The 22,942-nt window shown below is 57.9% G+C and carries 19 protein-coding genes; 4 read left to right on the forward strand and 15 right to left on the reverse strand.

Annotated elements, in window-relative coordinates:
- Positions 1-2: 2 nt before the first annotated feature.
- The gene (gene dsbD / locus NH398_RS02345; RefSeq protein WP_253016255.1) at positions 3-1,871 is read right to left on the reverse strand and encodes a protein-disulfide reductase DsbD; all 1,869 of its coding nucleotides are present in this window, start codon (positions 1,869-1,871) and stop codon (positions 3-5) included.
- Between the two features lie 179 nt (positions 1,872-2,050).
- Positions 2,051-2,581, reverse strand: a complete 531-nt coding sequence (gene ppa / locus NH398_RS02350) for an inorganic diphosphatase (protein WP_044627994.1) — start codon at positions 2,579-2,581, stop codon at positions 2,051-2,053.
- A gap of 374 nt (positions 2,582-2,955) precedes the next feature.
- Between ppa and NH398_RS02355 the strand changes: the two genes are divergently transcribed.
- Complete coding sequence (locus tag NH398_RS02355) at positions 2,956-4,671, forward strand: bifunctional protein-serine/threonine kinase/phosphatase (RefSeq protein ID WP_253016257.1); 1,716 nt, start codon at positions 2,956-2,958, stop codon at positions 4,669-4,671.
- A gap of 98 nt (positions 4,672-4,769) precedes the next feature.
- Here NH398_RS02355 and NH398_RS02360 read toward each other — a convergent pair whose 3' ends face one another.
- Positions 4,770-6,029 (reverse strand): 6-phosphofructokinase, encoded by a 1,260-nt coding sequence (locus tag NH398_RS02360; RefSeq protein ID WP_253016259.1) that lies wholly within the window; start codon positions 6,027-6,029, stop codon positions 4,770-4,772.
- Positions 6,030-6,222: 193 nt separating this feature from the next.
- The gene (gene rnt, locus NH398_RS02365) at positions 6,223-6,894 is read right to left on the reverse strand and encodes a ribonuclease T (protein ID WP_159342300.1); all 672 of its coding nucleotides are present in this window, start codon (positions 6,892-6,894) and stop codon (positions 6,223-6,225) included.
- Between the two features lie 207 nt (positions 6,895-7,101).
- On the opposite strand from rnt, the gene NH398_RS02370 reads away from it, so the two are divergent.
- A complete protein-coding gene (locus NH398_RS02370; RefSeq protein ID WP_159342299.1) occupies positions 7,102-8,322 on the forward strand; it encodes an argininosuccinate synthase in 1,221 nt (406 codons plus the stop codon).
- Positions 8,323-8,376: 54 nt separating this feature from the next.
- On the forward strand, positions 8,377-8,709 hold the full coding sequence (locus NH398_RS02375) for an HlyU family transcriptional regulator (RefSeq protein WP_253016261.1): 333 nt from the start codon (positions 8,377-8,379) through the stop codon (positions 8,707-8,709).
- On the opposite strand, the gene NH398_RS02380 is transcribed toward NH398_RS02375, so the two are convergent.
- From NH398_RS02380 to NH398_RS02400, 4 genes are all read right to left on the reverse strand, one after another.
- Positions 8,702-9,910 carry an EAL domain-containing protein gene (locus NH398_RS02380; protein ID WP_253016263.1) on the reverse strand — a complete coding sequence of 403 codons (1,209 nt, stop codon included), beginning with the start codon at positions 9,908-9,910 and terminating at the stop codon, positions 8,702-8,704. The genes NH398_RS02375 and NH398_RS02380 overlap by 8 nt on opposite strands.
- A gap of 118 nt (positions 9,911-10,028) precedes the next feature.
- A complete protein-coding gene (locus tag NH398_RS02385) occupies positions 10,029-12,758 on the reverse strand; it encodes a sensor histidine kinase (RefSeq protein ID WP_253016265.1) in 2,730 nt (909 codons plus the stop codon).
- Between the two features lie 206 nt (positions 12,759-12,964).
- The gene (locus tag NH398_RS02395) at positions 12,965-15,022 is read right to left on the reverse strand and encodes a 3'-5' exonuclease (protein WP_253016270.1); all 2,058 of its coding nucleotides are present in this window, start codon (positions 15,020-15,022) and stop codon (positions 12,965-12,967) included.
- On the reverse strand, positions 15,019-15,393 hold the full coding sequence (locus tag NH398_RS02400) for a response regulator (protein ID WP_253016272.1): 375 nt from the start codon (positions 15,391-15,393) through the stop codon (positions 15,019-15,021). The genes NH398_RS02395 and NH398_RS02400 overlap by 4 nt, the downstream gene beginning before the upstream one ends.
- Before the next feature lie 139 nt (positions 15,394-15,532).
- Between NH398_RS02400 and NH398_RS02405 the strand changes: the two genes are divergently transcribed.
- Positions 15,533-16,624 carry a DUF3524 domain-containing protein gene (locus tag NH398_RS02405; protein WP_253016274.1) on the forward strand — a complete coding sequence of 364 codons (1,092 nt, stop codon included), beginning with the start codon at positions 15,533-15,535 and terminating at the stop codon, positions 16,622-16,624.
- On the opposite strand, the gene NH398_RS02410 is transcribed toward NH398_RS02405, so the two are convergent.
- Genes NH398_RS02410 through rsxB form a run of 7 tightly spaced genes read right to left on the reverse strand, consistent with a single transcriptional unit; the run spans position 16,570 to position 22,940 of the window.
- The gene (locus NH398_RS02410) at positions 16,570-17,658 is read right to left on the reverse strand and encodes a carboxysome shell carbonic anhydrase (protein WP_253016276.1); all 1,089 of its coding nucleotides are present in this window, start codon (positions 17,656-17,658) and stop codon (positions 16,570-16,572) included. The two genes, NH398_RS02405 and NH398_RS02410, sit on opposite strands and share 55 nt — an antisense overlap.
- A 26-nt stretch (positions 17,659-17,684) precedes the next feature.
- Positions 17,685-18,323 (reverse strand): endonuclease III, encoded by a 639-nt coding sequence (nth, locus tag NH398_RS02415; RefSeq protein ID WP_253016278.1) that lies wholly within the window; start codon positions 18,321-18,323, stop codon positions 17,685-17,687.
- Positions 18,324-18,352: 29 nt separating this feature from the next.
- Positions 18,353-19,054 (reverse strand): electron transport complex subunit E, encoded by a 702-nt coding sequence (locus NH398_RS02420; protein WP_253016280.1) that lies wholly within the window; start codon positions 19,052-19,054, stop codon positions 18,353-18,355.
- Positions 19,051-19,677 (reverse strand): electron transport complex subunit RsxG, encoded by a 627-nt coding sequence (gene rsxG, locus NH398_RS02425; protein ID WP_253016282.1) that lies wholly within the window; start codon positions 19,675-19,677, stop codon positions 19,051-19,053. The genes NH398_RS02420 and rsxG overlap by 4 nt, the downstream gene beginning before the upstream one ends.
- Entirely contained in the window at positions 19,674-20,705 is a 1,032-nt protein-coding gene (locus NH398_RS02430) for an RnfABCDGE type electron transport complex subunit D (RefSeq protein WP_253016283.1), read from the reverse strand. Before NH398_RS02430 ends, rsxG begins: the two co-directional genes overlap by 4 nt.
- Positions 20,702-22,372, reverse strand: coding sequence for an electron transport complex subunit RsxC (rsxC, locus tag NH398_RS02435; protein ID WP_253016285.1), 1,671 nt, complete (start codon positions 22,370-22,372; stop codon positions 20,702-20,704). The genes NH398_RS02430 and rsxC overlap by 4 nt, the downstream gene beginning before the upstream one ends.
- Complete coding sequence (gene rsxB / locus NH398_RS02440; RefSeq protein WP_253016287.1) at positions 22,359-22,940, reverse strand: electron transport complex subunit RsxB; 582 nt, start codon at positions 22,938-22,940, stop codon at positions 22,359-22,361. The genes rsxC and rsxB overlap by 14 nt, the downstream gene beginning before the upstream one ends.
- Positions 22,941-22,942: the final 2 nt, after the last annotated feature.

Here is a 22,942-nt window from a genome sequence, read left to right on the forward strand (position 1 = left end):
ACTTAGCTCTGCTGCCAACGCTTGAAAGCCTCTAAATGCTCGACCAGTGCTGTCGCGGTGATCTCACCCTGAATGCGCGCGTCGCGAACTTCATTGCCCCCGTCAAAGAGTAGCAGGCTGGGAGGGCCAAAGAGCTGGAAGTGCTCAAGCAACTCGCGGCTCTGTGCATCGGTCTTTGTCACATCGACCGCAATGAGTTGGAAATCGTTCAATGCCTCTGACACGTGTGGGTCTGGATAGACGTCTCTCTCCATGAGTTTGCAAGAGATGCACCAGTCTGCCGTAAAGTGGGCAAACACGGGCTTCCCTGCTTGAGAGGCTTGCTCCAACTCAGACTGAAGTGCGCTGAGACTGTCGACTTCTGCAAAGATCGGAGTGGTAGCGGCTTCACCTGTACCAGAAGTGGTCACCGATAGCGGTCGCAAAGGGTTACTGCTTCCTTGAGCGGCGCCCAACACTAGTGCTACCCCCCAAACCAACAGCATTAACCCCGCCGTTTGCCGGGCTTTCGCCCAGCCGTGAGAGGGCGATGTATTCAATGCGCCAAGGGTGAGGGCACTACCGATTGCTAGGGCCGCCCACAGCAGAAGAGAGATTGATGGCGCAATCAAGCGCTCAATCATCCAAATCGCTACGCCCAGTAACAGCAAACCGAAAGCAATTTTAACGCCATTCATCCAGCCGCCTGAGCGGGGGAGCAGAGTGGCCCCAAAGGTGCCCACGAGCAATAAAGGAAGCCCCATGCCGAGCCCCAGCGCAAACAATACCGCGCCCCCCATGACGGCATCCCCAGTGGAGGAGATAAATACCAAGGCGCCTGCTAGCGGAGCTGTTACACAAGGAGATACCACTAGCACTGACAGCGCACCCGCCACTGCCAAGCCCAGCGGGCCGCTGCGCTGAGCACGGGCTTGCCACGCATCGACTTTGCTAGCGATTCGCGGGGACATGCGCAGGTCAAAAGCGCCAAACATCGCCAAAGCGAACAGAGTAAACAGTAGGGCGAACGCAATTAAAACAGGAGCGGACTGTAAATGTGCCTGGAGGTTGAGCCCCGCACCAAATAGCCCCATTAGCACCCCCACCAAGGCATAGGTAATGGCCATGCCGAGTACATAGCTGGCTGACAGGACAAAAGCACGGGGTTTGGTGGGGTTTTGGCCAACCACTATGGACGACAGAATAGGAATCATCGGTAACACGCAGGGCGTAAAGGTGAGCCCAATACCCGCGAGGAAAAAGAGTCCTAGGGCGAGCGGTAGACTGGTATCACTAATCAGCGAGCTGAATTTGCTATCTTCACTTTGCGGTGCGGAGAAGCCAGTGCTCTCGCCCGATTGAGTGGCTGCGCTGCTTGAGGCAGGTCCACCCATGCTTGTTTGATTTGGCGCGCTCTGAGCACTTTCATTTTGCCAATTGGCAAAAGCGCTGGGCGGTGATGCTTCTGCGGCTTCAAGTGTGATGCGCTCAGGTGGATAGCACAATCCTGCATCGGCGCACCCTTGAAAGGTCAGTTCGATCTCGATGGGTCCACTAGATGGCTCACTGAGCGGAACGTCGAAAACCACGCGATCGCGAAAAACGTACACGTCCCCCATGAACTCATCCGTGGTGAAGGTGCCCTGCGGAATCTCTGGGGTACCCAGATCAATCTCGGGTTGCAGGCTGGTCACCGACAGCTGGTGACGATAAAGATAGTACGCATCGGCGATGTCGACGCCGATGCTCAAGGTTTCCCCGTCGTGCCATGCGCTCGGCTGAAAGGCCTCCATGACCGGCAAGAAATCACTGTCGTTGCTGGAGGAAAACCACTGCCCATGGGCAATAACGGGCAGCCAGCACAGTAAAAAAAACAGAGCATAACGTCGCATGAGTAACACGGAGTATCCTTACGCAGTCGTATCAAAAGGGTGCTACTGGGCAGGATAGCGCAGTTGCCACAGGGAGCGTACTGTCTGCGGTGACGTGACGCGGTGCTTCCTGCACCGTTAATCAAAACGCAAAAGGCCGCCTCATGAGGCGGCCTTTAACATCGGCGTTACGGCAAGGTTTACGCTTTTTTGTAAGCAGCCGCCGACTTTTCGATGGCCTTACGGGCGGCTTCGACGCCTTCCCACGACTCGACTTTCACCCACTTGCCTTTTTCGAGGTCTTTGTAGTTCTCGAAAAAGTGAGCAATCTGCTGGCGAAGCAGTTCAGGAAGGTCAGTGACTTCCTGAACGTCGTCATACAGCGTCGAGAGTTTGGGGTGCGGTACGCAGACCAGCTTGGCATCTTCACCGGCTTCGTCGGTCATGTTCAGAATGCCAACGGGACGAGCGCGAATGATACTGCCGGGCGCGACCGGGTGAGGGGTAACCACCAGCGCGTCTAGGGGGTCACCGTCGTCTGCCAGTGTGTGAGGGATAAAGCCGTAGTTGGCCGGATAGAACATGGGCGTGGCCATGAAACGGTCAACGAGGAGGGCACCCATGTCCTTGTCGATTTCATACTTAATCGGCGCGTGGTTTGCAGGAATTTCAATCGCCACGTAGATATCGTTGGGCAGATCCTTTCCAGCGGGGATGTTATCAAAGTTCATCGTTGGTTCCTTGGCTTGGCTTTTCTTACCGACTGTAGAGCACAGTCACTAAGCAGTTGATGCATTGCATTAATGGTGGAGAATTATACGAACATGGTCGATAGATTACCAATGCGACATAGGTGTTTGGCAGTTAAGGGGTGAGCGCGGTAGAAAATCATCGTTACGCGCTTGGCCGGTTAAAAGCGGCAAGGAGAATCGCCCTTCATGCGCTGGCGCCATGAGAGGCGGACAGGGGATTTTGCACCGTTCGCGACGTTTGGTGGGCATCGCTTCGCGTTGCCAGCGTGTATGATAGCCCCCGTGGTAGCCAGGGCCGTCAGAGGTTCCTAAGATGTCGTTGCGATGGTGAGCCGTAAGCCTAGGAGGATGAGTTGGCGCACGCCCAGTTACTAATTAGTTATGGTCAAGCGTTCGTTGCCCCGGAGCGGCGGCAGCACCGCAGCTCGATGTCGGTGCGTCTGCCGGAAGCGCCACTGTTGAAAGTGAAGGGCGGCTGTGCGGTGATTAGTGACTCGATCTCTCGCAATACCATGGCGAAACAGGCGGGAGACTTGAGCGTGCGTGGGTTTCTTGCGGATTACTACTCGACGCCAGATCATTGGGACACCAAAACATCGGCCACTCGCGTGCTGCGTGCCTTGAATAGCTGGTGCTACAGCCAAAGCCAGCATGTCAAAGAGGGGAGTTTTGTCTCGTCGCTCTCTGCCATGGTGTTTTTAGGCCGCGAGGGTCATCTCTTCCACATGGGCGATACGCTGGTGTTTCGCTTGCGAGGGGCTGAGTTCGAACAGTTGACCCGTGACCACGTGACCGATGTGGGCGGGTATCGCTACCCCTCACGCGCGCTGGGGATGGATGGCAGTGTCGACATCGACTACACCCATCTGGCGCTGAAGCAGGGCGATCTGTTCGTGTTCACCACCCAAGCGGTGCGCGGGACGCTAATGCCTTCGGACTACGTGCGTCTCATTCGTCAAGATGCCAGCGATCTGGATGCCGCCTGCGAGCGTTTGGCGAGCGAGGCGAAGCAGCGTGCTCAAGAGCGGGGCTACGGGGGCGATCAATTTTGCTTTCAGCTGCTTCGTATCGACGAGTTGCCGGAGGAGGCCTCCGACCATCCCAACTTGCTGTACGGTGATTTGCCGATTCCTCCGGAACTGACACCCGGCGAGCGTTTGGATGGTTTGGAAGTGCAGGCGGTGCTATCCCGCAATGCGCAGTCGAGGGTGTACCGCGTACGCGACGTGCACAGCGATCGGGTGATGGTGATGAAAGCGCCGAGTCCGGAGCTATCGCTGCGCAATGCCTACCTGGAGCACTTTCTTCTGCAGCAGTGGGTGGTCGAACGGGTGAACTCTCCCTTCGTGGTCAAAGTCATGGAGCCTTCTCGTCCGCGTCGCTACCTCTACTACCTCATGCAGAACGTGGAAGGCGAGACGCTGCGCCATTGGGCCGAGCGACATCCCCAGGCGAGCCTCGTTCAGCGTTTGGATATCGCCAATCAGCTAGGTAAGGCCGTCCAAGCCCTGCATCATCGCGATATCATTCATCAGCAAATCACCCCAGACAACGTGCTGATCGATCAGCATGGCAAAGTGGTGCTGGCCGACTTCAGCGCCTGTCACATGCGCGAGGTCGATGGTCACCGTCATTCGGGTGAGCTGCTTCGTCAAATCGGTTTTAACGAGCATACGGCCCCCGAATACGCCTTAGGCGACAGGGTGGGCCGACGCAGTGATCAGTACTCGCTGGCATCCACGGTCTATTGGCTGCTGACCGGTGCGTTACCCTACACGCTGACGCCAAACAAACTGCGTTGTCACACCGATTTAGAAGAGCTCAGTTACCGTAGCGCCCGTACGACCAATCCGGAAATAACGCCTGCGCTGGATGACGCGTTGCGACGAGCGCTGGATCCCCAGCGGCCGCTGCGTTTTAGGCGTATGTCAGAATTTCTCCATGCACTACGGATTCCGCTAGGACGGCTTCCTCAGCGCGAGGAGCCGCGCACGGAGTCTCGACGCTTTTGGCAAGGTGTGGCGGGTATTTTGCTATTACTACTGGTGCTGTCTTGGCTACTGCGTTAGGGCACCTGCCGAGCGCATATCCACCAGTCATCAGGCTTGCCATTAAAAAGGGGCGATGACGGCATCATCGCCCCTTGAGCGTCGGCCGCCAGCAGGCGTTACAGTGTGAATTTAGGCAATTTTTGCTCTACTTTCGTCAGTTTGAGCTTAGCGACTTTGGGTAGGCCATTCTCGAAGGGCGGGAAGTCTTCACCCTGAATGAGCGGCGAAAGGTAGTCACGGCACGCTTGGGTAATGTCGAAGCCGCTCTCGCTGATGAAGTCGCGGGGCATGAACTTCTCTTGGTTCGCGATTTGCGACAGCGGCGCAGAGATCACGTCCCACTGGTAAGGGCTTTGTGAAATGCGGCGGATCGCAGGCATCATGGAGTTTTTGCCTGCCAGTGCCAGCGTTACCGCTTCACGACCCACCGCATAGGCTTGCTCAACGTCGGTTTTGGACGCTAAGTGGCGCGCTGCACGCTGCAGATAATCGGCCACTGCCCAGTGGTATTTATAACCTAAATCTTGCTTGATCATGCCGGCCAAGGTAGGCGCAACGCCGCCCAGCTGGCGGTGGCCGAAGGCGTCGGTATTACCTGCATCTGCCAGGAAGGTGCCGTCTTCATAACGCGCGCCTTCGGACACGACGATTACGCAGTAGCCGTATTTCTTGACGCTTTCATCCACGCGCGCCATGACCGCTTTACGGTTGAAAGAGACTTCCGGGAAAATGATCAAGTGCGGAGGCTCGCCTTCCCCGTCACCTGCCAAACCGCCGGCGGCAGCGATCCAGCCCGCATGGCGACCCATGACTTCCAGCACGAACACCTTAGTGGAGGTGGCGCACATGGAGGCGATATCCAACGATGCTTCACGTGTCGACGTGGCAATGTATTTCGCGACGCTGCCGAAACCAGGGCTGTTGTCGGTAATAGGTAGGTCATTATCGACGGTTTTGGGAACGTGAATGGCCGTTAGTGGATACCCCAGTTTTTCGGAGAGCTGAGAAACTTTTAGGCAGGTATCGGCACTGTCGCCGCCGCCGTTATAGAAGAAATAGCGAATATCGTGTGCTTTGAAGACCTCGATCAGGCGCTCGTACTGGGCGCGGTGGGTGTCGATGTCCTTCAGCTTGTAGCGGCAGGAACCAAAGGCGCCACCCGGCGTATGACGAAGCGCAGCGATGGCCCCATCACTCTCTTGGGTGACGTCGATCAGATCTTCCGTCAGCGCACCAATAATGCCGTTATGGCCGGCATACACCTTGCCGATTTGGTCGGGGGCTTGCCGGCAAGCTTCGATAACGCCGCAGGCGCTGGCATTGATGACGGCGGTAACGCCACCGGACTGGGCGTAAAAGGCATTATGCTGGGCCATGGAAACGTCTCATCTCCTGAAAACGGTTGGTTTCATCGTTGTTGACGGCAAGCGGTCACTCCTTTGCTTGCCGGTACGTCGCAAGCGCACCTTTACGTCGCGCTGCGAGCCAAGCGCTCGTAAGCGACGCAAAGTTTAGCGTAAAGCCATTTCTGCTGCATTACATGCTGTTTCAAGGGGTCGATGGTAAGGATTACTCATCGCCCCCATCCAATGCCTGCTCACGCTGCGCTAGTCGCCAGCCGCCGAGATCTTTGTAACGGTTGACCATGGCGCAAAACAGCTCGGCCGTGCGTTCGGTGTCGTAGCGCGCCGAGTGGGCCGCTTTATTGTCGAACTCGATCCCCGCGGCGCGGCAAGCTCTAGCGAGCACGGTTTGCCCATACACGAAACCGGCCAGCGTTGCCGTATCGAAACTGGAGAAAGGGTGGAACGGGTTGCGCTTGACGTTGCAGCGGTTGGCCGCCGCGTTTAAAAAACCGTGGTCGAAAGCGGCATTGTGGCCTACGAGAATCGCCCGCGAACAGCCGTGTGCCTTCAACGACTTACGAATGGGCCGAAAAATTTCACCCAGTGCTTCAGCTTCGCTCAACGCCACCTGGCGCCGAAGCGGGTCATCCAAATTGATGCCTGTAAAGTCTAGCGCCGACTGTTCGACGTTAGCGCCCTCGAAGGGGTGGATATGATACGCATAGGTGGCATCAGGCAGTAAATTGCCATCGGGGTCCATGGTGAGTGTGACCGCTGCAATCTCTAATACGGCATCCGTCTGGGCATTGAACCCACCCGTCTCCAAATCGATGACAACCGGTAAATAACTGCGAAAACGCTGGGCCATCAATTCGCGGGCAATTGCCTCGCTCATGCAGCTCTCCTTAGTAAAGCGAGTAGTCGGTCAGGGTTAGCGGTGTCAGTTGCCGCTACGGTTGGGGTGATTCTAGCAGCTTTACCCCTAAGGCGTCGTTGACGGTATTCGCTGAGCATTGAGAACGCTATACTCTCAGTTTGAATAACCGGTAGCGCTGACGGGCGCTGCCCCTTTTGGTGAACTGCTTTTTACAAGGAGCAAAGAATGTCCGATGTCAAAAAGGTTGTGCTGGCGTACTCAGGCGGCCTGGACACGTCCGTTATCGTTAAGTGGTTGCAAGAGACCTACAACTGCGAGGTAGTGACCTTTACTGCCGACATCGGTCAAGGTGAAGAAGTCGAGCCCGCCCGTGCTAAAGCCCAGGCTCTCGGCGTGAAAGAGATTTACATCGAAGACCTGCGCGAAGAGTTCGTGCGTGACTACGTTTTCCCGATGTTCCGTGCCAACACCATCTATGAAGGTGAGTACCTGCTGGGTACCTCCATTGCTCGCCCGCTGATCGCCAAGCGCCTGATCGAAATCGCTAACGAAACCGGCGCCGATGCCATCTCCCACGGCGCAACGGGTAAAGGTAACGATCAGGTGCGTTTCGAGCTGGGTGGCTACGCGCTCAAGCCTGGCGTCAAGGTCATCGCACCCTGGCGCGAGTGGGACCTAACGTCCCGCGAGAAGCTGATGGCTTACTGCGAAGAGCACAACATCCCGGTGGATTTCTCCAACAAGAAGAAGAAATCTCCCTACTCCATGGATGCCAACCTGCTGCACATCTCCTACGAAGGCGGCATTTTGGAAGATCCGTGGGCCGAAGCCGAAGAGGACATGTGGCGCTGGAGCGTTTCACCGGAAGCCGCGCCAGAGCAGCCCACCTACGTTGAGCTGACGTTCGAGAAAGGCGACATCGTGGCCATCGACGGCGAAGCGCTCAAGCCGCACGAAGTGCTTGAAAAGCTCAATAAGTTGGGTGGTGACAACGGTATTGGTCGTCTGGATATCGTCGAAAACCGCTATGTAGGTATGAAGTCGCGCGGCTGTTACGAAACGCCGGGGGGGACGATCATGCTGCGTGCCCACCGCGCTATCGAATCACTGACGCTGGATCGCGAAGAGGCCCACCTCAAAGATCAGCTCATGCCCAAATACGCTGAAGTGATCTATAACGGTTACTGGTGGAGCCCGGAGCGCCGTATGCTGCAAGCGGCCATTGACGAGACGCAGAAGAGTGTCTCCGGTGTGGTGCGCATGAAGCTGTACAAAGGTAACGCGACCGTGGTGGGGCGCAAGTCCGAGCAGTCCCTGTTCGATGAATCTATCGCAACATTCGAAGACGACGCGGGCGCTTACAACCAAAAAGACGCCGAAGGCTTCATCAAACTGAATGCACTGCGGCTGCGTATCGCCGCAGGTAAAGGCCGTCAGCAGAGCTAACGTTCGACGGTGGCCAGCGCTAAGCTGGCCACCGCGTGACGGACAGGAGTCGGTATGTTTAAAAAATTGCTGTCAGGGCTGTTTGGCGCGCAAGGCAGTGGTGAGGCGAGCATAGGCACCAAGGAAGCTGAGCCGGTGGAGTATAAAGAGTACCTCATCGTCTCACAGCCTGATCACCAAAGTGGCCAGTACCGTGTTAGCGGCTGGATACGCAAACCCGATAGCCAAGGGGGCGCTCAGGAGCACCGCTTCGAGCGTTCCGATATGCTGCCTGGGCGTGACGCGTGCGACGCCTTGATGGTGTCGAAGGCGCAACGCTATATCGATGAAGTAGGCGATGCGATGTTCGACCCCGACCCTCGCCGCGAGAGCCAATCCTCTAGCTAATGTGCGTGTCCATCAAGGCCCGTGCTTCAGCTGCCGCCTGCAGCATCAACTCTGCAGGCACATCGGAGCTCGTGCTGCCTTGTTCGCTTGCTTCGATATCGGTGAGCAGTCGGCCGAGTCGGCCCTGACGCAAAGTGAGGGCTTGATGGATCGTTTGGCTCAGCGGCAGTTCTTGCAGCATTGCATCAAGGTCGATACCCAAAATGACCGGCATATGCGAAAAGAGTCCGGCAATGAAGCCTTCTTCCTCGTCTAATCCACGCTGTTCTGCGAGCGCTTCGCACGCAAATGCACGCGTTAATCCGCTGGTAAGATTGATTTTACTAGCAGGATTATTCCCCGCGAGCATCACGATCGATACCAATGTACGTAGCTCTTTCAAGCCAATGATGTGAATGCAGTCCATCAGCTTGTAGGCAGGACGCTGAGAGGCCTTTTCTGCCGAGTTGGCGCGCTTGAAGACGGCGTTCAATAAATATGGGTCGCGAGCAATGAGCGTGCTCAGCGCCGGCAGGCGCACTTTATCACTGTAGAGCTGAGCAAGTAGCTGCATTTGATTGGCACGTGACGTGCTATGTCGCTGGGTTTTTGTCGTTTGTACCTGTGGGCGCTGATAAAAATAACCTTGAAATAAGCTAAATCCCAGTGCTTTACACTGTTCAAACTCTTCGTAGGTTTCTACGCGTTCGGCCAACAGCGTATAACCATCTTGATAAAGACGTTGAATGAGTGCCTTCGGAAGCCCAGTCGAAATATCGAACTTAATAATATCTGCCAAGGCCAATAATGATCGATTGGCGTCGGTAAGTTCAAAATCATCCAGGGCCAATGTATAGCCTTGGGTTTTTAACTGACGTAACGCCGTTAAAAGTGCATCACTCACGGCCGTGTCTTCAAGCACTTCGATCACGATTTGCTCTTTTGGCAAACCGTCAAGATCCGGGTTTAGTAACCACTCCCCGGAGGCATTAATAAAGAGTTTTCGCTGACCGCACAGTTTATCCAATCCAATTTCATAGATGGCAACAGCGCAGGCGCGTGCGGTGGCTTGCACATCATCAAAGACGGCGGCAGTGCCAGCCGAAAAATCGCCACGATAGAGCAGCTCATCAGCCACATGGTGTAGCTGGGCGTTGACGATAGGCTGGATAGCGATGGTGTAATGGCCGGTACTGGTCTCTTCTTGCGCTGACCCTTGCATAGTGCCGCTGCTCCGACTGTCAGGGGGAAAACGTGCGAGGCCGCGAAGAATAGCGTAAAAGCGCTGATAGGCGCTAGTTACATTGAGTCACAATGCGTTGAATGGCACAATTATTCACTTAAACGGTATGGCGAGGAAGCGATAGCTTAATGGCAGCGCCACCTAACGCTGAAGTGTCAACCCAAAGTTTACCACCCAAGTGATGAATAATGGCGCGGCTAATGGGTAAGCCTAAACCGCTCCCTTTAGGTCGTTGGTCTGCCTGTTTACGCTTGGCCAATTTCAACTGATAAAACTTTTCAAAGACGTTGTCACGTTCGTCGACAGGAATGCCGGGCCCATTATCTTCAACGCTCAAGCAAACAGCGTGATCTGTCGCATAAATGTGTAACCGTACGATCGGATGGTCGGGGTCGGCAAACTTGCGTGCGTTTTCCAACAGATTGATGATGACTTGTTCGAGCCTGTCTGGGTCGGCCATGACCATGGCGATGGATACGTCAGTCACCCACTCGACATCGATACCCTGATCGGCGTGAAGCCGTGCCAGTGCTTGGCTGCTCTGCTTGGCGATATGCATTAAATCGACGGGGATGGGTTTGAGGGAAAGGCGTCCACTCTCAAGTCGTGCCAAATCCAGAATTTCATCGATCAGGCGAGATAGACGCTCACTCTCCAGCACCATGATGCGCAGAAACTGCTGCCGTTTGTCTGCTTCGATGTCGGGAGTATCGCGTAATATTTCGGCAAACGAGCGGATGGACGTCAGTGGGGTACGCAACTCGTGACTCACCATTGCAACGAACTCATCCTTCATGCGATCTACTTCTTGCAACCGCTCGTTGGCGCTGCGTAGTTCCTCACCGACCCGAGCTAGCTCTTGAGACTTCTGCTCCAGTCGACGGTTGTACTCCAATGCCTGGGAGGTCGTGTCGAGAATCGTTAGCACCGACGCCATGTCCAACGCTTCACCGCGCAACACGGAATGGATCAATACGCTGGCAGACGCACTGCCGAGTGACCCGGCCAACGCCTGTTCCGCACGGGTGATCAGGGCTCCTGACGCGGGGCGCTGGTGGGCATCTGACCGTTCCAAGGAGGCATACGGGGCGGTAAATACGCGGTGCGTTGCTCCATGGCCCAAAAAGCGCACCAAGAGTGCGTAAAGAGCGCCTTCGGTGGTTTGACCCTGCCAGCGTGACGCCGTCGGTAGAGGCGCATGCATGGCTTCGATGAACAGCGCTGCTTGAGTCTGCTCCATGGGAGTGGGGCGAGTGAAGAGAGAAATAGTGATGAGCAAGCCAACGTTCAACACCATGCTCCAAAACAGCGAGTGTGTATAGATATCCCATCCGCTTAGCCCCAGCAGGGCGTACGGGGATAACCAGCCAATGCCCCAGGGCCCCTGTGTGACGAAAGAGGCTTCTAGCCAGCCGGACTGTGCAAAGCCCGGCAGCAGCAGCGTGTAACACCACACCATAAAGCCTGCCAACATCCCCATCGTAGCCCCTCGGCGAGTGGCTCCACGCCAATACAGCCCAATCAAAAGGGCCGGGGCGAACTGCGCCACACCTGCAAACGAGACCAGTCCGATGGTTACGAGGCTATAGCTGTCGCCAATCCATGCATGGTAGAGATAGCCCATGAGCAGAATGACCACGATCGCCAGGCGGCGCACGTTGAGCAGCCAGTCGGCTAAACGACCCTCACGCCCCGTGTACCACCCTTTGAACCTTAGCAGCAGCGGCATCACGAGCTGATTACTGACCATCGTCAAGAGCGCGATGGTCTCGACGATGACCATGCCGGTGGCGGCGGAGAGACCGCCGATGAACACCAAGAGCGGTAGTCCCTCCAGACCTGCGGATAGCGGAAGGGTGAGCACGAAACTATCCGGGTCGCCTTTGCCCAACAACAGACCCGCGAAGGCAATGGGAATCACGAACAGGTTGATCAATAGCAAATAGAGTGGAAATAGCCAACTCGCGCGTTCCAAATGCTGTTCGTCCACGTTCTCGACGACCAGCACTTGAAATTGCCGGGGTAGAGTAAAGAACGCCAGAAAAGCGAGCAGCAGCATGCCTACCCAACCGGTGGCGCCTCCCGGCACCGTCTCCAGGCGCATGCTATCGATAAGGTCAGGCGTTGCGGCGACGTCTGCCAGAAGGGCGGCAGGCCCGTCGAACAGCAGGAAGGTGACGAACATACCCACCGATAGGAAGGCCACTAGCTTGACGACGGACTCGACGGCGATGGCTGCCACCATGCCCTCATGGCGTTCGCTGGCATCCAGGTGGCGGGTGCCAAACAGAATGATGAACAGCGCCAATACCATCGCAATCCAAAAAGAGCGATCCATCCAGAACCGTTCGTTGTCCAGTGTGCTGTCGGCACTCAGCGGGTAGTTCATGAGTACCGCATGACTCACCGTGATGGCTTTGAGCTGAAGCGCGATGTAAGGGGTAATGGTGATCAAGGCCAGAAGGGCGACCAACGCCCCGAGTTGAGCGCTTTTGCCGTAGCGGGCGCTAATGAAATCGGCAATGGATGTAATGCGCTGATGGGCGGCAATGCGCACCATTTTACGTAGCGTAAACGGGGCCAGCAGCATGGCCAGCGTAGGCCCCAGATAAATTAGCAGAAAGCTAGGGCCATACTGTGCGGCGCGGCCAACACTGCCGTAAAACGTCCAGGCCGTACAGTAGACGGCAATCGACAAGGCGTAAACGGTCGGCGAATTGATGAGCGAACGACCCTGTTCGGCGCGACGGTCTCCCCATGCGGCCACCAGAAATAGCAGCGCCAAATAGCCAAAGGCGATAGCAATGACGACCCCATCGCTGCGCATGGTTCACGACCTCTTGGGGCGTTCGGCCAGCCAAGCCGCTAGACCGATGAGGGCCCCCCAGGTCAACAAGAGGTAGATCGGCAGCCAGCCTACCGCGCTGGGCAATCGATCAATCAAAAGCAGGACAGGGGGGCAGAACAGGAAGAGGGCAAGTAGCACGAGCGCAAGGCGTCTCTCCCGCTGCCGAGGATCAGAGTGGGGAGGCGTCATGGCGCGCTAGCGTCCTCTTTATCGAAGGCATTGGCCTGAAGTGCCAATAGCGCGTCTAGCGTATCGATGCCACGGGCTTCCAGGCGGGGTAAGAGTGCCAGCCAAAGCTCCGCCGTTACACGGGCATCTCCTAATGCTGTGTGCCGGGTATTGGGAGGAAAGCGTAAATCGTAACGTTTGGCCAGCGTATCCAAATCGTGACCATCCAGCGCCTCATCGAGGGCTTTTGACAGCAGGAGCGTGTCTAGCACCGGCATATCGAAATGAACGCCGTGCCCGCTAATGGCTAGCATATCGAAAGCGGCGTTATGGGCGAGCATGACGGCATCGCCCACGTAATCTCGAAAGAGGCCCAACACGATATTTAGCGGCTGCGCACCGGCAACGTCCGCATCGGTAATCCCGTGAATCACGGTGCTGGCAGCAGGAATGGTGCGTTTGGGGTCGACGAAATGATCGAACGCATCGTTGGCCAGCAAGCGGCCATTGACGATCCGGCAGGCGCCCAAGCTAATCACCGTATCGCCTCGGCGGAGCTCAAGGCCAGTGGTTTCCGTATCGAATGCTACGATCTCCAAGCTGCGCAGCGCGCGATTGGCTAAGGTGTCATCCGGCGCTGGTAACTGCGCGATGCCAAAATCATGGAACTCCGGGCGTGGCGGTGCCATTTCTCTTGGCGCTTGCGTCTGAGCGATAACAGGGAGCGGCAGCCGCAGCCTGGCATGGCGTTTATCCTTGTCGGTGACACTCCAAATATCGGTGGCGTGCTGGCGCAGTATATCGGCCACGGTGGGGCTGAGTGGCAGCGTGGTCAATGGTGATTCGCGCCAGACGCTGAGCTCGCTTTCAGGCACGGCCGCCCCTCGCCAAATGAGATCGACGTAGGCGCGTTTCGAGTAAAGCGTCATTTCACCTTCGAAGCCGCTGGCGGGCAGGTGGCAGCGCAAATGTTCCACTAATGACGCGAACAGCTCGATGAGGGCGGGGGCGTCGCCCTTGAACCAGGCGGGGACACCGATAGGTGTAATCAAGCGCTGGGCGGGGTCGAGACGTTCATCCAGCGATTGCCAAAAATCGTTGGACCAGATGGGCCGCAAGCGTTCGCCGTGATACTGAAGGTCATCCAACAGGTTTCCGATCTCGGCAACGCGCTGGTTGAGCGCTTGGCTTTCGTCGTGCAGTACGTGCTCGAAACGTGTTCGCAGCGCGGGTGACGTTTGAGAACAAGGGAGTTGGCGCAATGCGTCGGCGGCACTGCTCAGATTGGCCGCGTGTTGGCGTAATGGAGGAAGCATGCGGTTTAGGGCGGCGCGCACGCCCATTTCATTGTTCCAGGTGGTGGTTGTATCGCTACAGGTCACCAGTGTTTCATGCTCACTACCGGGTACCCGGCGAATGACCACCTTTAGCCAGCGCTGGCCGCAGGGGGCGAGCATTTCACGGGGCGAGCCATCGTCGGGCAGTTGTGTTATGGCATGGGCTAGCGTCGCGGTCGGCAACAGGGCGTCCAGGCGTTTACCCAACCCTAGCCCGGTATTGCCCGCAAAAAATGTTTCGGCCGCCTGATTGAACAGCATCACACGCCGATGCCGGTCACAGAGAAGTAGCGGTGTTTCCAGTACCTGGAGCAGCGTCTCCAGCTCTTGACGGATACGCGAGGCACTGCGCGCGCCTTCTGCATGCGCGGTGGTAAGCCGTGCGCGGTCGGCTCGCCAGCGGTGGCTGACCCGGCGAAGGTCTGGGCCGAGCCCTGTTAACCAACCCTCGGCGGTGTGGTCGTCTGGGGCATCGGGATTGGCGACCCAGCGCGCCAACTGCGCTTGAAGGTGACGTAGGGGCGTGAAGAGCATGTGCTCTAGCAGCAGGCCTATTGAAAAGAGCGTAATACCGCCTGATAAACTGCCTAGCCATAGAACCCAACGCGCCATGCCCGAAAGCGCCAACTGGCTATCTAACCAAGCGGCAAAAAGGACGCCCCCGAAAAGGCTAACGCCGCTGAGCAGTAGCCATACACCGACCAGGCGCTGGCGTTTAGGGAGTCCTTTGGGGGTCATGTGGCACGCTCGACGAGTAATGCTTTGACTTTTGCGACCAACTGTTGGGTCGAGAAAGGTTTGGTGACGTAGTCATCGGCACCCAGCGCAAAGCCCTTTTCTCGCTCTACTTCACGGCCATGAGCCGTTAACATGATGACCGGTAAATGCCGCTCGGATTCAGCGCGACGAAGCTGTTCGAGCACTTCAAAGCCGCTGATGCCAGGCAGGCTGATATCCAGGAGCAGAAGGTCAGGGGCGGCCTCGGCGATTTTTCGCAGTGCCGTTTCGCCGTCGGCGGCCGTGGTCACCGTCAGCCCCGCCTGGGACATGAGGAACTCAAGCGACAGTAGAATATTGGGCTCATCATCGACCACTAATACGTTGGCCATTACGGTCTCCCCCCAGCGGCGTTAGATGATCAATCAGACGGCAAATGTCGAGTTAAGTGTATGTAGCATGAGGCATTCGGCCAAGACGACCTTGGCCGAATGCGGGGTATGCAGAGAACCTCTCACGGTAGACAGAATAATGCGCGTTTTATTGTTATCGGCTTATGAAGCGGTTAGCCACCGTTACTGGGCAAACAGCCTGATGGCCGAAGTCACCGACGTGGACTGGACGCTGCTCAGTCTGCCGCCGCGCCACTTCTCTTGGCGCATTCGCGGTAACCCGTTGAGCTGGTGGTTAAAAGAGTATGAGCGATTAAGTCAGCCTTACGATGTAGTGCTGGCAACGTCCGTGGTAGATATTGCCACCTTGCTGGGCCTGTTTCCCCACCTGGGGCGGGCTAGAAAGATCGTTTACTTTCACGAAAATCAGTTCGCCTACCCAGAATCCAGCGATCAGATGCCCCAGGTAGAAGCCAAAATGGTCAACCTGTATGCGGCACTGGCGGCGGATGTGCTGGTGTTCAACACGGCCTATAACCGGGACTCTTTTTTTGACGGTGCGCGGCGTTTTTTAAAGAAAATGCCGGAAAATCTACCGGCGGCTAAACCGCTAGAACGGTTACGTCAAAGCGCTCGCGTGGTGCCTGTGCCCATCGCACCTTCCATCGGTACCGTGGCGGGTCATTCCAACCCACGGCGGCTGATTTGGAACCACCGCTGGGAGTATGACAAAAACCCGGAGGACTTCTTCGCGGTATTGTTCAAACTCAGCGAGCAGCAGGTGCCGTTCGAGTTGGCGGTGCTTGGCCAGCAGTTTCGCGACGTGCCGCCGATCTTTGCCGAGGCGCAGGCACGTTTGGCTGAACATATCATCTGCTGGGGGCCGCAGCCTGAGGCAGAGTACCGCGCGCTGCTCAACGGTGGCGGCATTGCGGTGTCCACTACTTGGCACGAGTTTCAGGGGCTGGCGATCATGGAGGCCGCCCAACGCGGAGCCACGCCGCTAGTGCCAGATAGGCTCTGCTTTCCTGAACTTTACCCCGTCCAATACCGCTACGATGGTACACCAGAGGGGCTCTACCTGCGCTTGAGCGCGTGGCTGTTGGAACCCAATCGTCAACCAGCGCCGTTGGATACGCAGCCCTGGCAGTGGCCGAGTTGGCGTGAAACGTACCGTCAGTTGCTGGTGGAAGGTGGGTCTAATGAATCCATTCGCCGGGTGGGCCAGTGAACCACCGCCGTATGGCGACGCATTTTCTCGGCAAGCCGTGGGTGATGGTGACGAATTACCTGCTCGGCAAAATCCGATAAAAAGCGTGATTTCAGCGCGGCCCGCGCCCGATCCACGCCACTGTGTTGGTAGGGCGTGGAGGCCAGCAGCATAAAGCCATCATCGGGAATCCGCCCGGCGCGCATGTTGGCGTCGATGATGCTTGTGGCGGTTGCAATGGGCGCGGCCAAGTCCGGGCCGTAGGGGCCGATAATCAGCGCGGTGTTGGGAAGGTGCAAGAAATCGAACCCACGGCCAATGCAAATGACCCATTCGCGGTGTTCAATCTCAAGCGCCCGGGCGACACCGCTTAGCTCGCTCACATGGGCCATGTTGCCCACCAGCAGCGGCAGTAGATCCCGTTGAATATCATCGGGCATGTCGGGGCAAACGCTGGCTAACGTGGCGGGTAAATCACTCGCTTGGCGGTCGATCCAGTCGCGTATGTCGAGCATCTCGCCACCTTGGCCGTGAAGGATCATGGCGTCGCTATCGGTTTCAAAGCCGCACACCAGTGGGTACACCTGCTGATGGTCGTGACCAAACAGCTCTCCCGCTTGCTGAGCTATGGCGTACGCGTGGGCTTTGGCAGCCTCGGTATCGCAGTTGAACCCGGCGCAGCCGCGTGCGTGATGACCGCTAGAGAAGTGGTAGGTAATCAGCAGCAGTGTGGCGCGGCCACGGTCAGCCGCTTGCAGTACCGACTCGGTGATGAGCTCGCCTAGATACGGCCAGCCCAGATCAAAAATACCCCCCAAATTACGAAACGGCGTAATGATCCCAAGCGGCGTGCGGGTAGCATGGGGAATGTGAATCCGCCCATCCATACACTTCATCACCACGATCGACGTAGGGTGCTGTGCCAGGTAGCGCTGACGAGCAAGCCAAGCGTCGGGGCTACAGAAGCGCTCGGCGTGCTGTTTGGCAAGGTCGAGTAGCGCGTCGATGCGTTGGGCAATCGGCTGGCGGTGAAGCAGGGCGGCGGGGCTAGGCATGGGGCGGTCCTGGCATTGGCATGCCGTTAGGCAAGCTCGGTCTTTTCTTTATAGTCGCACAGCTCTTCGATGATGCAGCTGCCGCAACGAGGTTTTCGCGCAATGCAGGTGTATCGCCCGTGTAAAATCAGCCAGTGGTGGGCATCTTGTTTGAACACGCTGGGCACGTGGCGCAACAGCTTCTGCTCGACCTCGACGACGTCTTTACCCTTGGCGATACCGGTGCGGTTCGACACGCGAAAAATATGCGTATCTACCGCAATGGTGGGTTGGCCAAAGGCGGTATTCAGAATCACGTTAGCCGTTTTACGCCCGACGCCGGGCAGCGCTTCCAGCGCTTTGCGAGTGTTGGGCACTTCGCCACCATGTTGGTTGACCAGCAGGTGGCAGGTTTTCATCAGATTCTCTGCCTTGGTGTTGAAGAGCCCAATGGTTTTGATGTGCTGCTTCAGTCCATCGATGCCCAGCGCAATGATGGCCTCGGGCGTATTGGCGACCGGAAAGAGGGTGGCCGTTGCTTTATTGACGCCTACATCCGTGGCTTGAGCGGAGAGCAAGACCGCGGCCAACAGCTCGAATGGCGTGCTCCAGCTGAGCTCGGTAGTCGGGTGCGGGTTTTCCGCCTGAAGGCGCGCAAATATCTCATGACGCTTTTGAGCATTCATGGCGTGTTCTCTTGGTTATTGAATGGTGCTTATTTAATAGTGCCGGTGACCCGCACACGGCGCTCGGCTCGCGGTGCGGCGTCGACGGGCCGAGCGCGGGCAGCACGACGCTGATCCAGCACGTTTTTTAGCACGATCAGAAGCCCTGCCACGAAGAAAGCGCCGGGGGGCAGGATGAAAAAGAGAAACTGGTAATCCGCCACCAGGGTGATCTGCCAGTGAGCGGCAACCGGCCCAAACAGCATCGCCATGTCGCTAAACAGCGTTCCTTGGCCCACCAGCTCGCGGATCGCGCCCATCAGCACTAATACCGCACCAAAGCCCAGCCCCATCATCAGCCCATCGACGGCGGCAGGCAGCACGGGTTGGCGAGAGGCAAACGCATCCGCACGGCCCAAAATGGCGCAGTTCGTTACGATGAGCGGGATGAAAATCCCCAAAATTTGGTAAAGCGAGTAAGCAAACGCGGCCATTAACAGCTCGGCGCAGGTCACAAAGGCGGCAATTACCATCACAAACGCGGGGAGCCGCACGGCGCTAGGCACCTGATGGCGAATGAGTGAGATTGTTGTGCTGGCCCCTACCAAGACCAGCAGCGTGGCCAGCGCTAAGCCCAGCGCATTCACCACCGTGGCGCTGACGGCCAGCAGCGGGCAAAGTCCCAGTAGCTGCACCAGCGCTGGGTTATTCGACCAAAGCCCCTCTCGGGCAAGCTGTCTCCACTGGCTCATGGCGTGGGCTCCTGCTGAACGAGTTCGCGCTGATAGTAGCGCAGCGCCTCATGAACGGCGTTAATGACGGCCCGTGGGGTAATCGTCGCACCGGTGAAACTGTCGAATTCGCCGCCCTCTTTGCTCACGGCCCAGCCGCTTGGGGGCAGGCTTTCAAGGCTAAGGCCGTTGAATGATGTAATCCAGTCGCTGCGTGACCGCTCGATATCATCGCCAAGCCCAGGCGTCTCTTGGTGGTGAGTCACCCGCACCCCGGTGAGTTGCCCACTTTGGTCGATGGCGACTAGCAGGCGAATTTCACCGTTATACCCTTGGCGTGTCACGACCGGCAGAATGGTGGCGGCGTTGCTGCCTTGCTGTACCCGCCAACCCTCTTGCGGCGTGCGATGGCCCAGCGGCGTTGGGTCGGGTAGCGAAAACGCGCTTTCTAATACGGCCTGAACCGGCACCGAGGCCAGTGAGGCGGGCAACACTTCCTGCAGCTGACGATGCTGATAAGCAAGCTGGTGCGCGGCAATGCGCTCGGCGGTCACGGCGCGGGTGAGGGCGACGCTGCCAGCAGTGACCAGAGCAAACAGGCCAAGGGCCAGCGCACCGCGCAGCATGGCGTGTTGAGTGGTCATGGCGCGCTCTTCCTCTCATCAGCCTGAGCGGTAGCTTGACCGACCGGGCGTGGCACGCTGACCATGTCCAGCAGCGGCACGCAGAGATTCATCAGCAGCACGGCAAAGGCGACGGCATCTGGGTAGCCGCCTAAATTGCGAATCAGGATGACCAGCACGCCAATGCCCGCACCGTACAGCAGTTTCCCCCGGCGGCTGGTGGCCGCTGAGACCGGGTCGGTGGCAATAAAGAAGGCACCAAACAGCGTCGCCCCGGTGAGCAGATGAAACAGCGGTGAGGCAAAGTGGCTAGTGTCGCTGGCATAAAACAGCGCTGAGAGCAGCGTCATGCTGCCCAGCATAGCGACTGGAATATGCCAACTTATTAGCCGCTTGACGATCAACACAACGCCCCCTGCCAGCCATGCCAGCGCGATATTGCGCCAAGCATTCAGCGTGCCGTCAGGGAGCGGCGACGATGCCCAGAACTCGCTGGCCATGACCGCTTCACCTTTGTGTTTGAAAGCATCTAAAGGAGTGGCTCCGCTCAGGCCGTCGAGCGCTGACGTGGGTAGTGTTCCCATTATTTGTGGCCAGAGGGAGTCGGGCCATAGCGCTTGAGGCGGTGCCCAGAGCGTCATATGGGTGGGAAACGACACCAGCAGCAGTGCATAGCCCACCATCGCAGGGTTGAACGGATTGTGGCCCAAGCCGCCATAGAGCTGCTTCGCGACGACGACGGCGGCGATCACCCCAACGCCAATTAGCCACCAGGGGCTCGCAGGTGGCAACGAGGCGCCTAGCAACACGCCAGTGAGCAGGGCGCTGGAGTCGTTGAGCGTCGGCCAAATGGGGCGGTGGCGCAGGCGTAGAACGAGCGCCTCAGCGGCGACGGCCCAAAGCGCCGCGATCAGTACGTTGCTGAGTATCCCTAGCCCAAAATAGAGCGTCATCACCGCAAGGCCCGGAAGCGTGGCGGCGATGACCCAGCGCATCACATGGGCTGTTGATGGTGCTTTACCCAGCTGGGGGGCGTGCATCATGCTCATAGCGCTTCCTTCTGTTCACTGGCGGCACGGGCTTCGGCCAATCGTGCCTCTGCCGCTTTGAAATTCTCTTGGGCAGTGGCGAGCTGAGTCTCCAAATCGTCGTGGTGCTGCTGCGGGTCTTGAGCGGCGGCCCGTGCCAGTACTTTCTCCGCTTTTCGCACGGCGGCTTTGGCGGCCGTTTGAGCGATGCGCAGGCTGCGAAGGTCTGCCGCGGGATCAGCTTGAGTGCCCGTAGCGTCGCTGGAAGCGGACTGCTGCTGGGCGAGCCGTGCCTGACGGCGCGCCTTCTTCTCCGCTTCTTCCCTGACCAGCCGCGCTTGGCGGAACTCAAAGCGGTGCTTGGCGTGTTCCGCTTTGGCGGTTTCGATGCGTTTATGCCGAATACGCTGTTTGGAGGAGCGGTAGTCCTGCACCAAAGGGATCGCGCTGGGGCAAACGTAGCTGCAGGCACCGCACTCAATACAGTCGAACAGATGGTGAGCCTCAAGGGCGGTATCATTTTCGGCGCGGGCGTACCAGTGCAGCTGCTGGGGAAGCAGTTGAGCAGGGCACACACTTTCACAAGCGCCGCAGCGAATGCAGGGGGCTTCTACGGGTGCTGGCGGCAGCTCCTCTTTTGTCGCGGCAATCAGGCAGTTGGTCGTTTTGGTGACGGGGGCCTCTAATGACGTAAGCGGCGTGCCCATCATCGGCCCCCCGACCACCACTTGATGAAGCCGCTCGCGGGCCACGCCAACATGTTCGAGCAGCGCGTCTACCGAGGTACCTACACGAACCCAGTAGTTGCCGGGCTGGGTACTGGCATCACCGGTTAGGGTAACGACCCTTGCGACCAGCGGTTGTCCATCACGAACGGCGTGTAGCGCCGCGAGCAGCGTGCCGGGGTTATGGCAGAGCACGCCGATATCCGCCGGTAGCCCACCGCTAGGCACTTCGCGGTTCAGCAGCTTTTTAATCAGCTGGCGCTCTCCGCCGCTGGGGTAGCGGGTTTCGATTATCTTCAGCGTCACGTCCGCCAGTGGTTCGCTGTCAGCACTGATCGTAAGAAGGGCTTGTAGGGCCTGAACAGCCTCAGGCTTGTTATCTTCAATGCCGACGATGATGTGCGCGGCTCCGCATAGGCGAGCCAGCAATTGAGCCCCCTCAAGCACATCCGACGCATAGTGGCGAAGCGTGAGGTCATCGGCGGTAATATAAGGCTCGCACTCGGCGGCATTGACCACCAGCGTATCAATGGCGTGGTGCTCGTTGACTTGAGCTTTGATATAGGTCGGAAAGCCCGCACCACCCAGCCCAATAAGCCCGCTGTCATCAAGCCGTTCCAGCAGCGCGTCGCGCTCTGCGGTTCGCCAATCCAGCGGTGGCAGCGTGGTCCAGCGATCTTCGCCATCGCCTTGAATGATGATCGCGCGGTCGGTGATCTCGATCACGGTGCCGCTGATACTGGCGTGCACATTAGCTGAGACCATGCCATCTCGGCGGGCGACTAGTGTGCCTGTTTTGACCGCATCGCCCACGTTGACGCAGGTAAGCGCCGCTTTACCGGTATGTTGCGACAGCGGTAGCGTTACCTCACTGGGCAACGGCGCGGTGCGCAGCGGCGCTTGATTGGAGCGCTCTTTACGTTCAGGCGGGTAGATGCCGCCGGGAAACTCATAGGATGGCATGCGCGCTCCTCAATGGCTGGCGGTCGCTCACGATGGGCTCCCACTGTGTCAGCGGTTTGAGTCTGGGCAGCATGTCGATGCAGTCCACCGGGCAGGGGGCTACGCAGAGGTCGCAGCCGGTGCACTCGTCTTCGATTACGGTATGCATCTGTTTGGCTGCGCCAATAATGGCATCTACCGGGCACGCCTGAATGCACTTGGTGCAGCCGATACACTCGGCTTCACGGATATACGCCACGGTATCTTCACTGGCTGCTTCCCCATCGAGCGGGGCAGGGTCGCGGCCGAGCATATCCGCTAGGGCGAGAATGGTAGCCTCACCGCCGGGAGGGCATTTATTGATGGCGTCGCCCTGATTGATCGCTTCAGCGTAGGGGCGACAGCCGGGATAGCCGCACTGGCCACATTGGGTTTGTGGCAGCAGCGCATCGATTTTTTCGACCAGCGGGTTCTCTTCACCTTTAAAGCGCGCGCTCGCCATGCCGAGTAGCGCGCCAAACACGATGCCCAGACCGGTGAGCACGCCGACGGCGCTAAGCACGCCCCACCATGAAAATGAATCGCTCATGG

The organism is Halomonas sp. CnH100-B (assembly GCF_024124605.1).
In the GTDB taxonomy this organism is placed as follows: domain Bacteria; phylum Pseudomonadota; class Gammaproteobacteria; order Pseudomonadales; family Halomonadaceae; genus Vreelandella.

Excerpts from the sequence above, each read along its gene's own strand:
- NH398_RS02385 (WP_253016265.1), bottom strand. The coding sequence starts at position 12,758 with ATGCGCAGCGATGGGGTCGTCATTGCTATCGCCTTTGGCTATTTGGCG.
- ppa (WP_044627994.1), bottom strand. The coding sequence starts at position 2,581 with ATGAACTTTGATAACATCCCCGCTGGAAAGGATCTGCCCAACGATATC.
- NH398_RS02410 (WP_253016276.1), bottom strand. The coding sequence starts at position 17,658 with ATGCCTAGCCCCGCCGCCCTGCTTCACCGCCAGCCGATTGCCCAACGC.
- rsxB (WP_253016287.1), bottom strand. The coding sequence starts at position 22,940 with ATGAGCGATTCATTTTCATGGTGGGGCGTGCTTAGCGCCGTCGGCGTG.
- NH398_RS02420 (WP_253016280.1), bottom strand. The coding sequence starts at position 19,054 with ATGAGCCAGTGGAGACAGCTTGCCCGAGAGGGGCTTTGGTCGAATAAC.
- NH398_RS02400 (WP_253016272.1), bottom strand. The coding sequence starts at position 15,393 with ATGGCCAACGTATTAGTGGTCGATGATGAGCCCAATATTCTACTGTCG.
- NH398_RS02395 (WP_253016270.1), bottom strand. The coding sequence starts at position 15,022 with ATGACCCCCAAAGGACTCCCTAAACGCCAGCGCCTGGTCGGTGTATGG.
- rsxC (WP_253016285.1), bottom strand. The coding sequence starts at position 22,372 with ATGCCATCCTATGAGTTTCCCGGCGGCATCTACCCGCCTGAACGTAAA.
- dsbD (WP_253016255.1), bottom strand. The coding sequence starts at position 1,871 with ATGCGACGTTATGCTCTGTTTTTTTTACTGTGCTGGCTGCCCGTTATT.
- NH398_RS02380 (WP_253016263.1), bottom strand. The coding sequence starts at position 9,910 with ATGCAAGGGTCAGCGCAAGAAGAGACCAGTACCGGCCATTACACCATC.
- NH398_RS02405 (WP_253016274.1), top strand. The coding sequence starts at position 15,533 with ATGCGCGTTTTATTGTTATCGGCTTATGAAGCGGTTAGCCACCGTTAC.
- rnt (WP_159342300.1), bottom strand. The coding sequence starts at position 6,894 with ATGAGCGAGGCAATTGCCCGCGAATTGATGGCCCAGCGTTTTCGCAGT.
- NH398_RS02375 (WP_253016261.1), top strand. The coding sequence starts at position 8,377 with ATGTTTAAAAAATTGCTGTCAGGGCTGTTTGGCGCGCAAGGCAGTGGT.
- NH398_RS02360 (WP_253016259.1), bottom strand. The coding sequence starts at position 6,029 with ATGGCCCAGCATAATGCCTTTTACGCCCAGTCCGGTGGCGTTACCGCC.
- NH398_RS02430 (WP_253016283.1), bottom strand. The coding sequence starts at position 20,705 with ATGAGCATGATGCACGCCCCCCAGCTGGGTAAAGCACCATCAACAGCC.
- nth (WP_253016278.1), bottom strand. The coding sequence starts at position 18,323 with ATGAATGCTCAAAAGCGTCATGAGATATTTGCGCGCCTTCAGGCGGAA.
- NH398_RS02370 (WP_159342299.1), top strand. The coding sequence starts at position 7,102 with ATGTCCGATGTCAAAAAGGTTGTGCTGGCGTACTCAGGCGGCCTGGAC.
- rsxG (WP_253016282.1), bottom strand. The coding sequence starts at position 19,677 with ATGACCACTCAACACGCCATGCTGCGCGGTGCGCTGGCCCTTGGCCTG.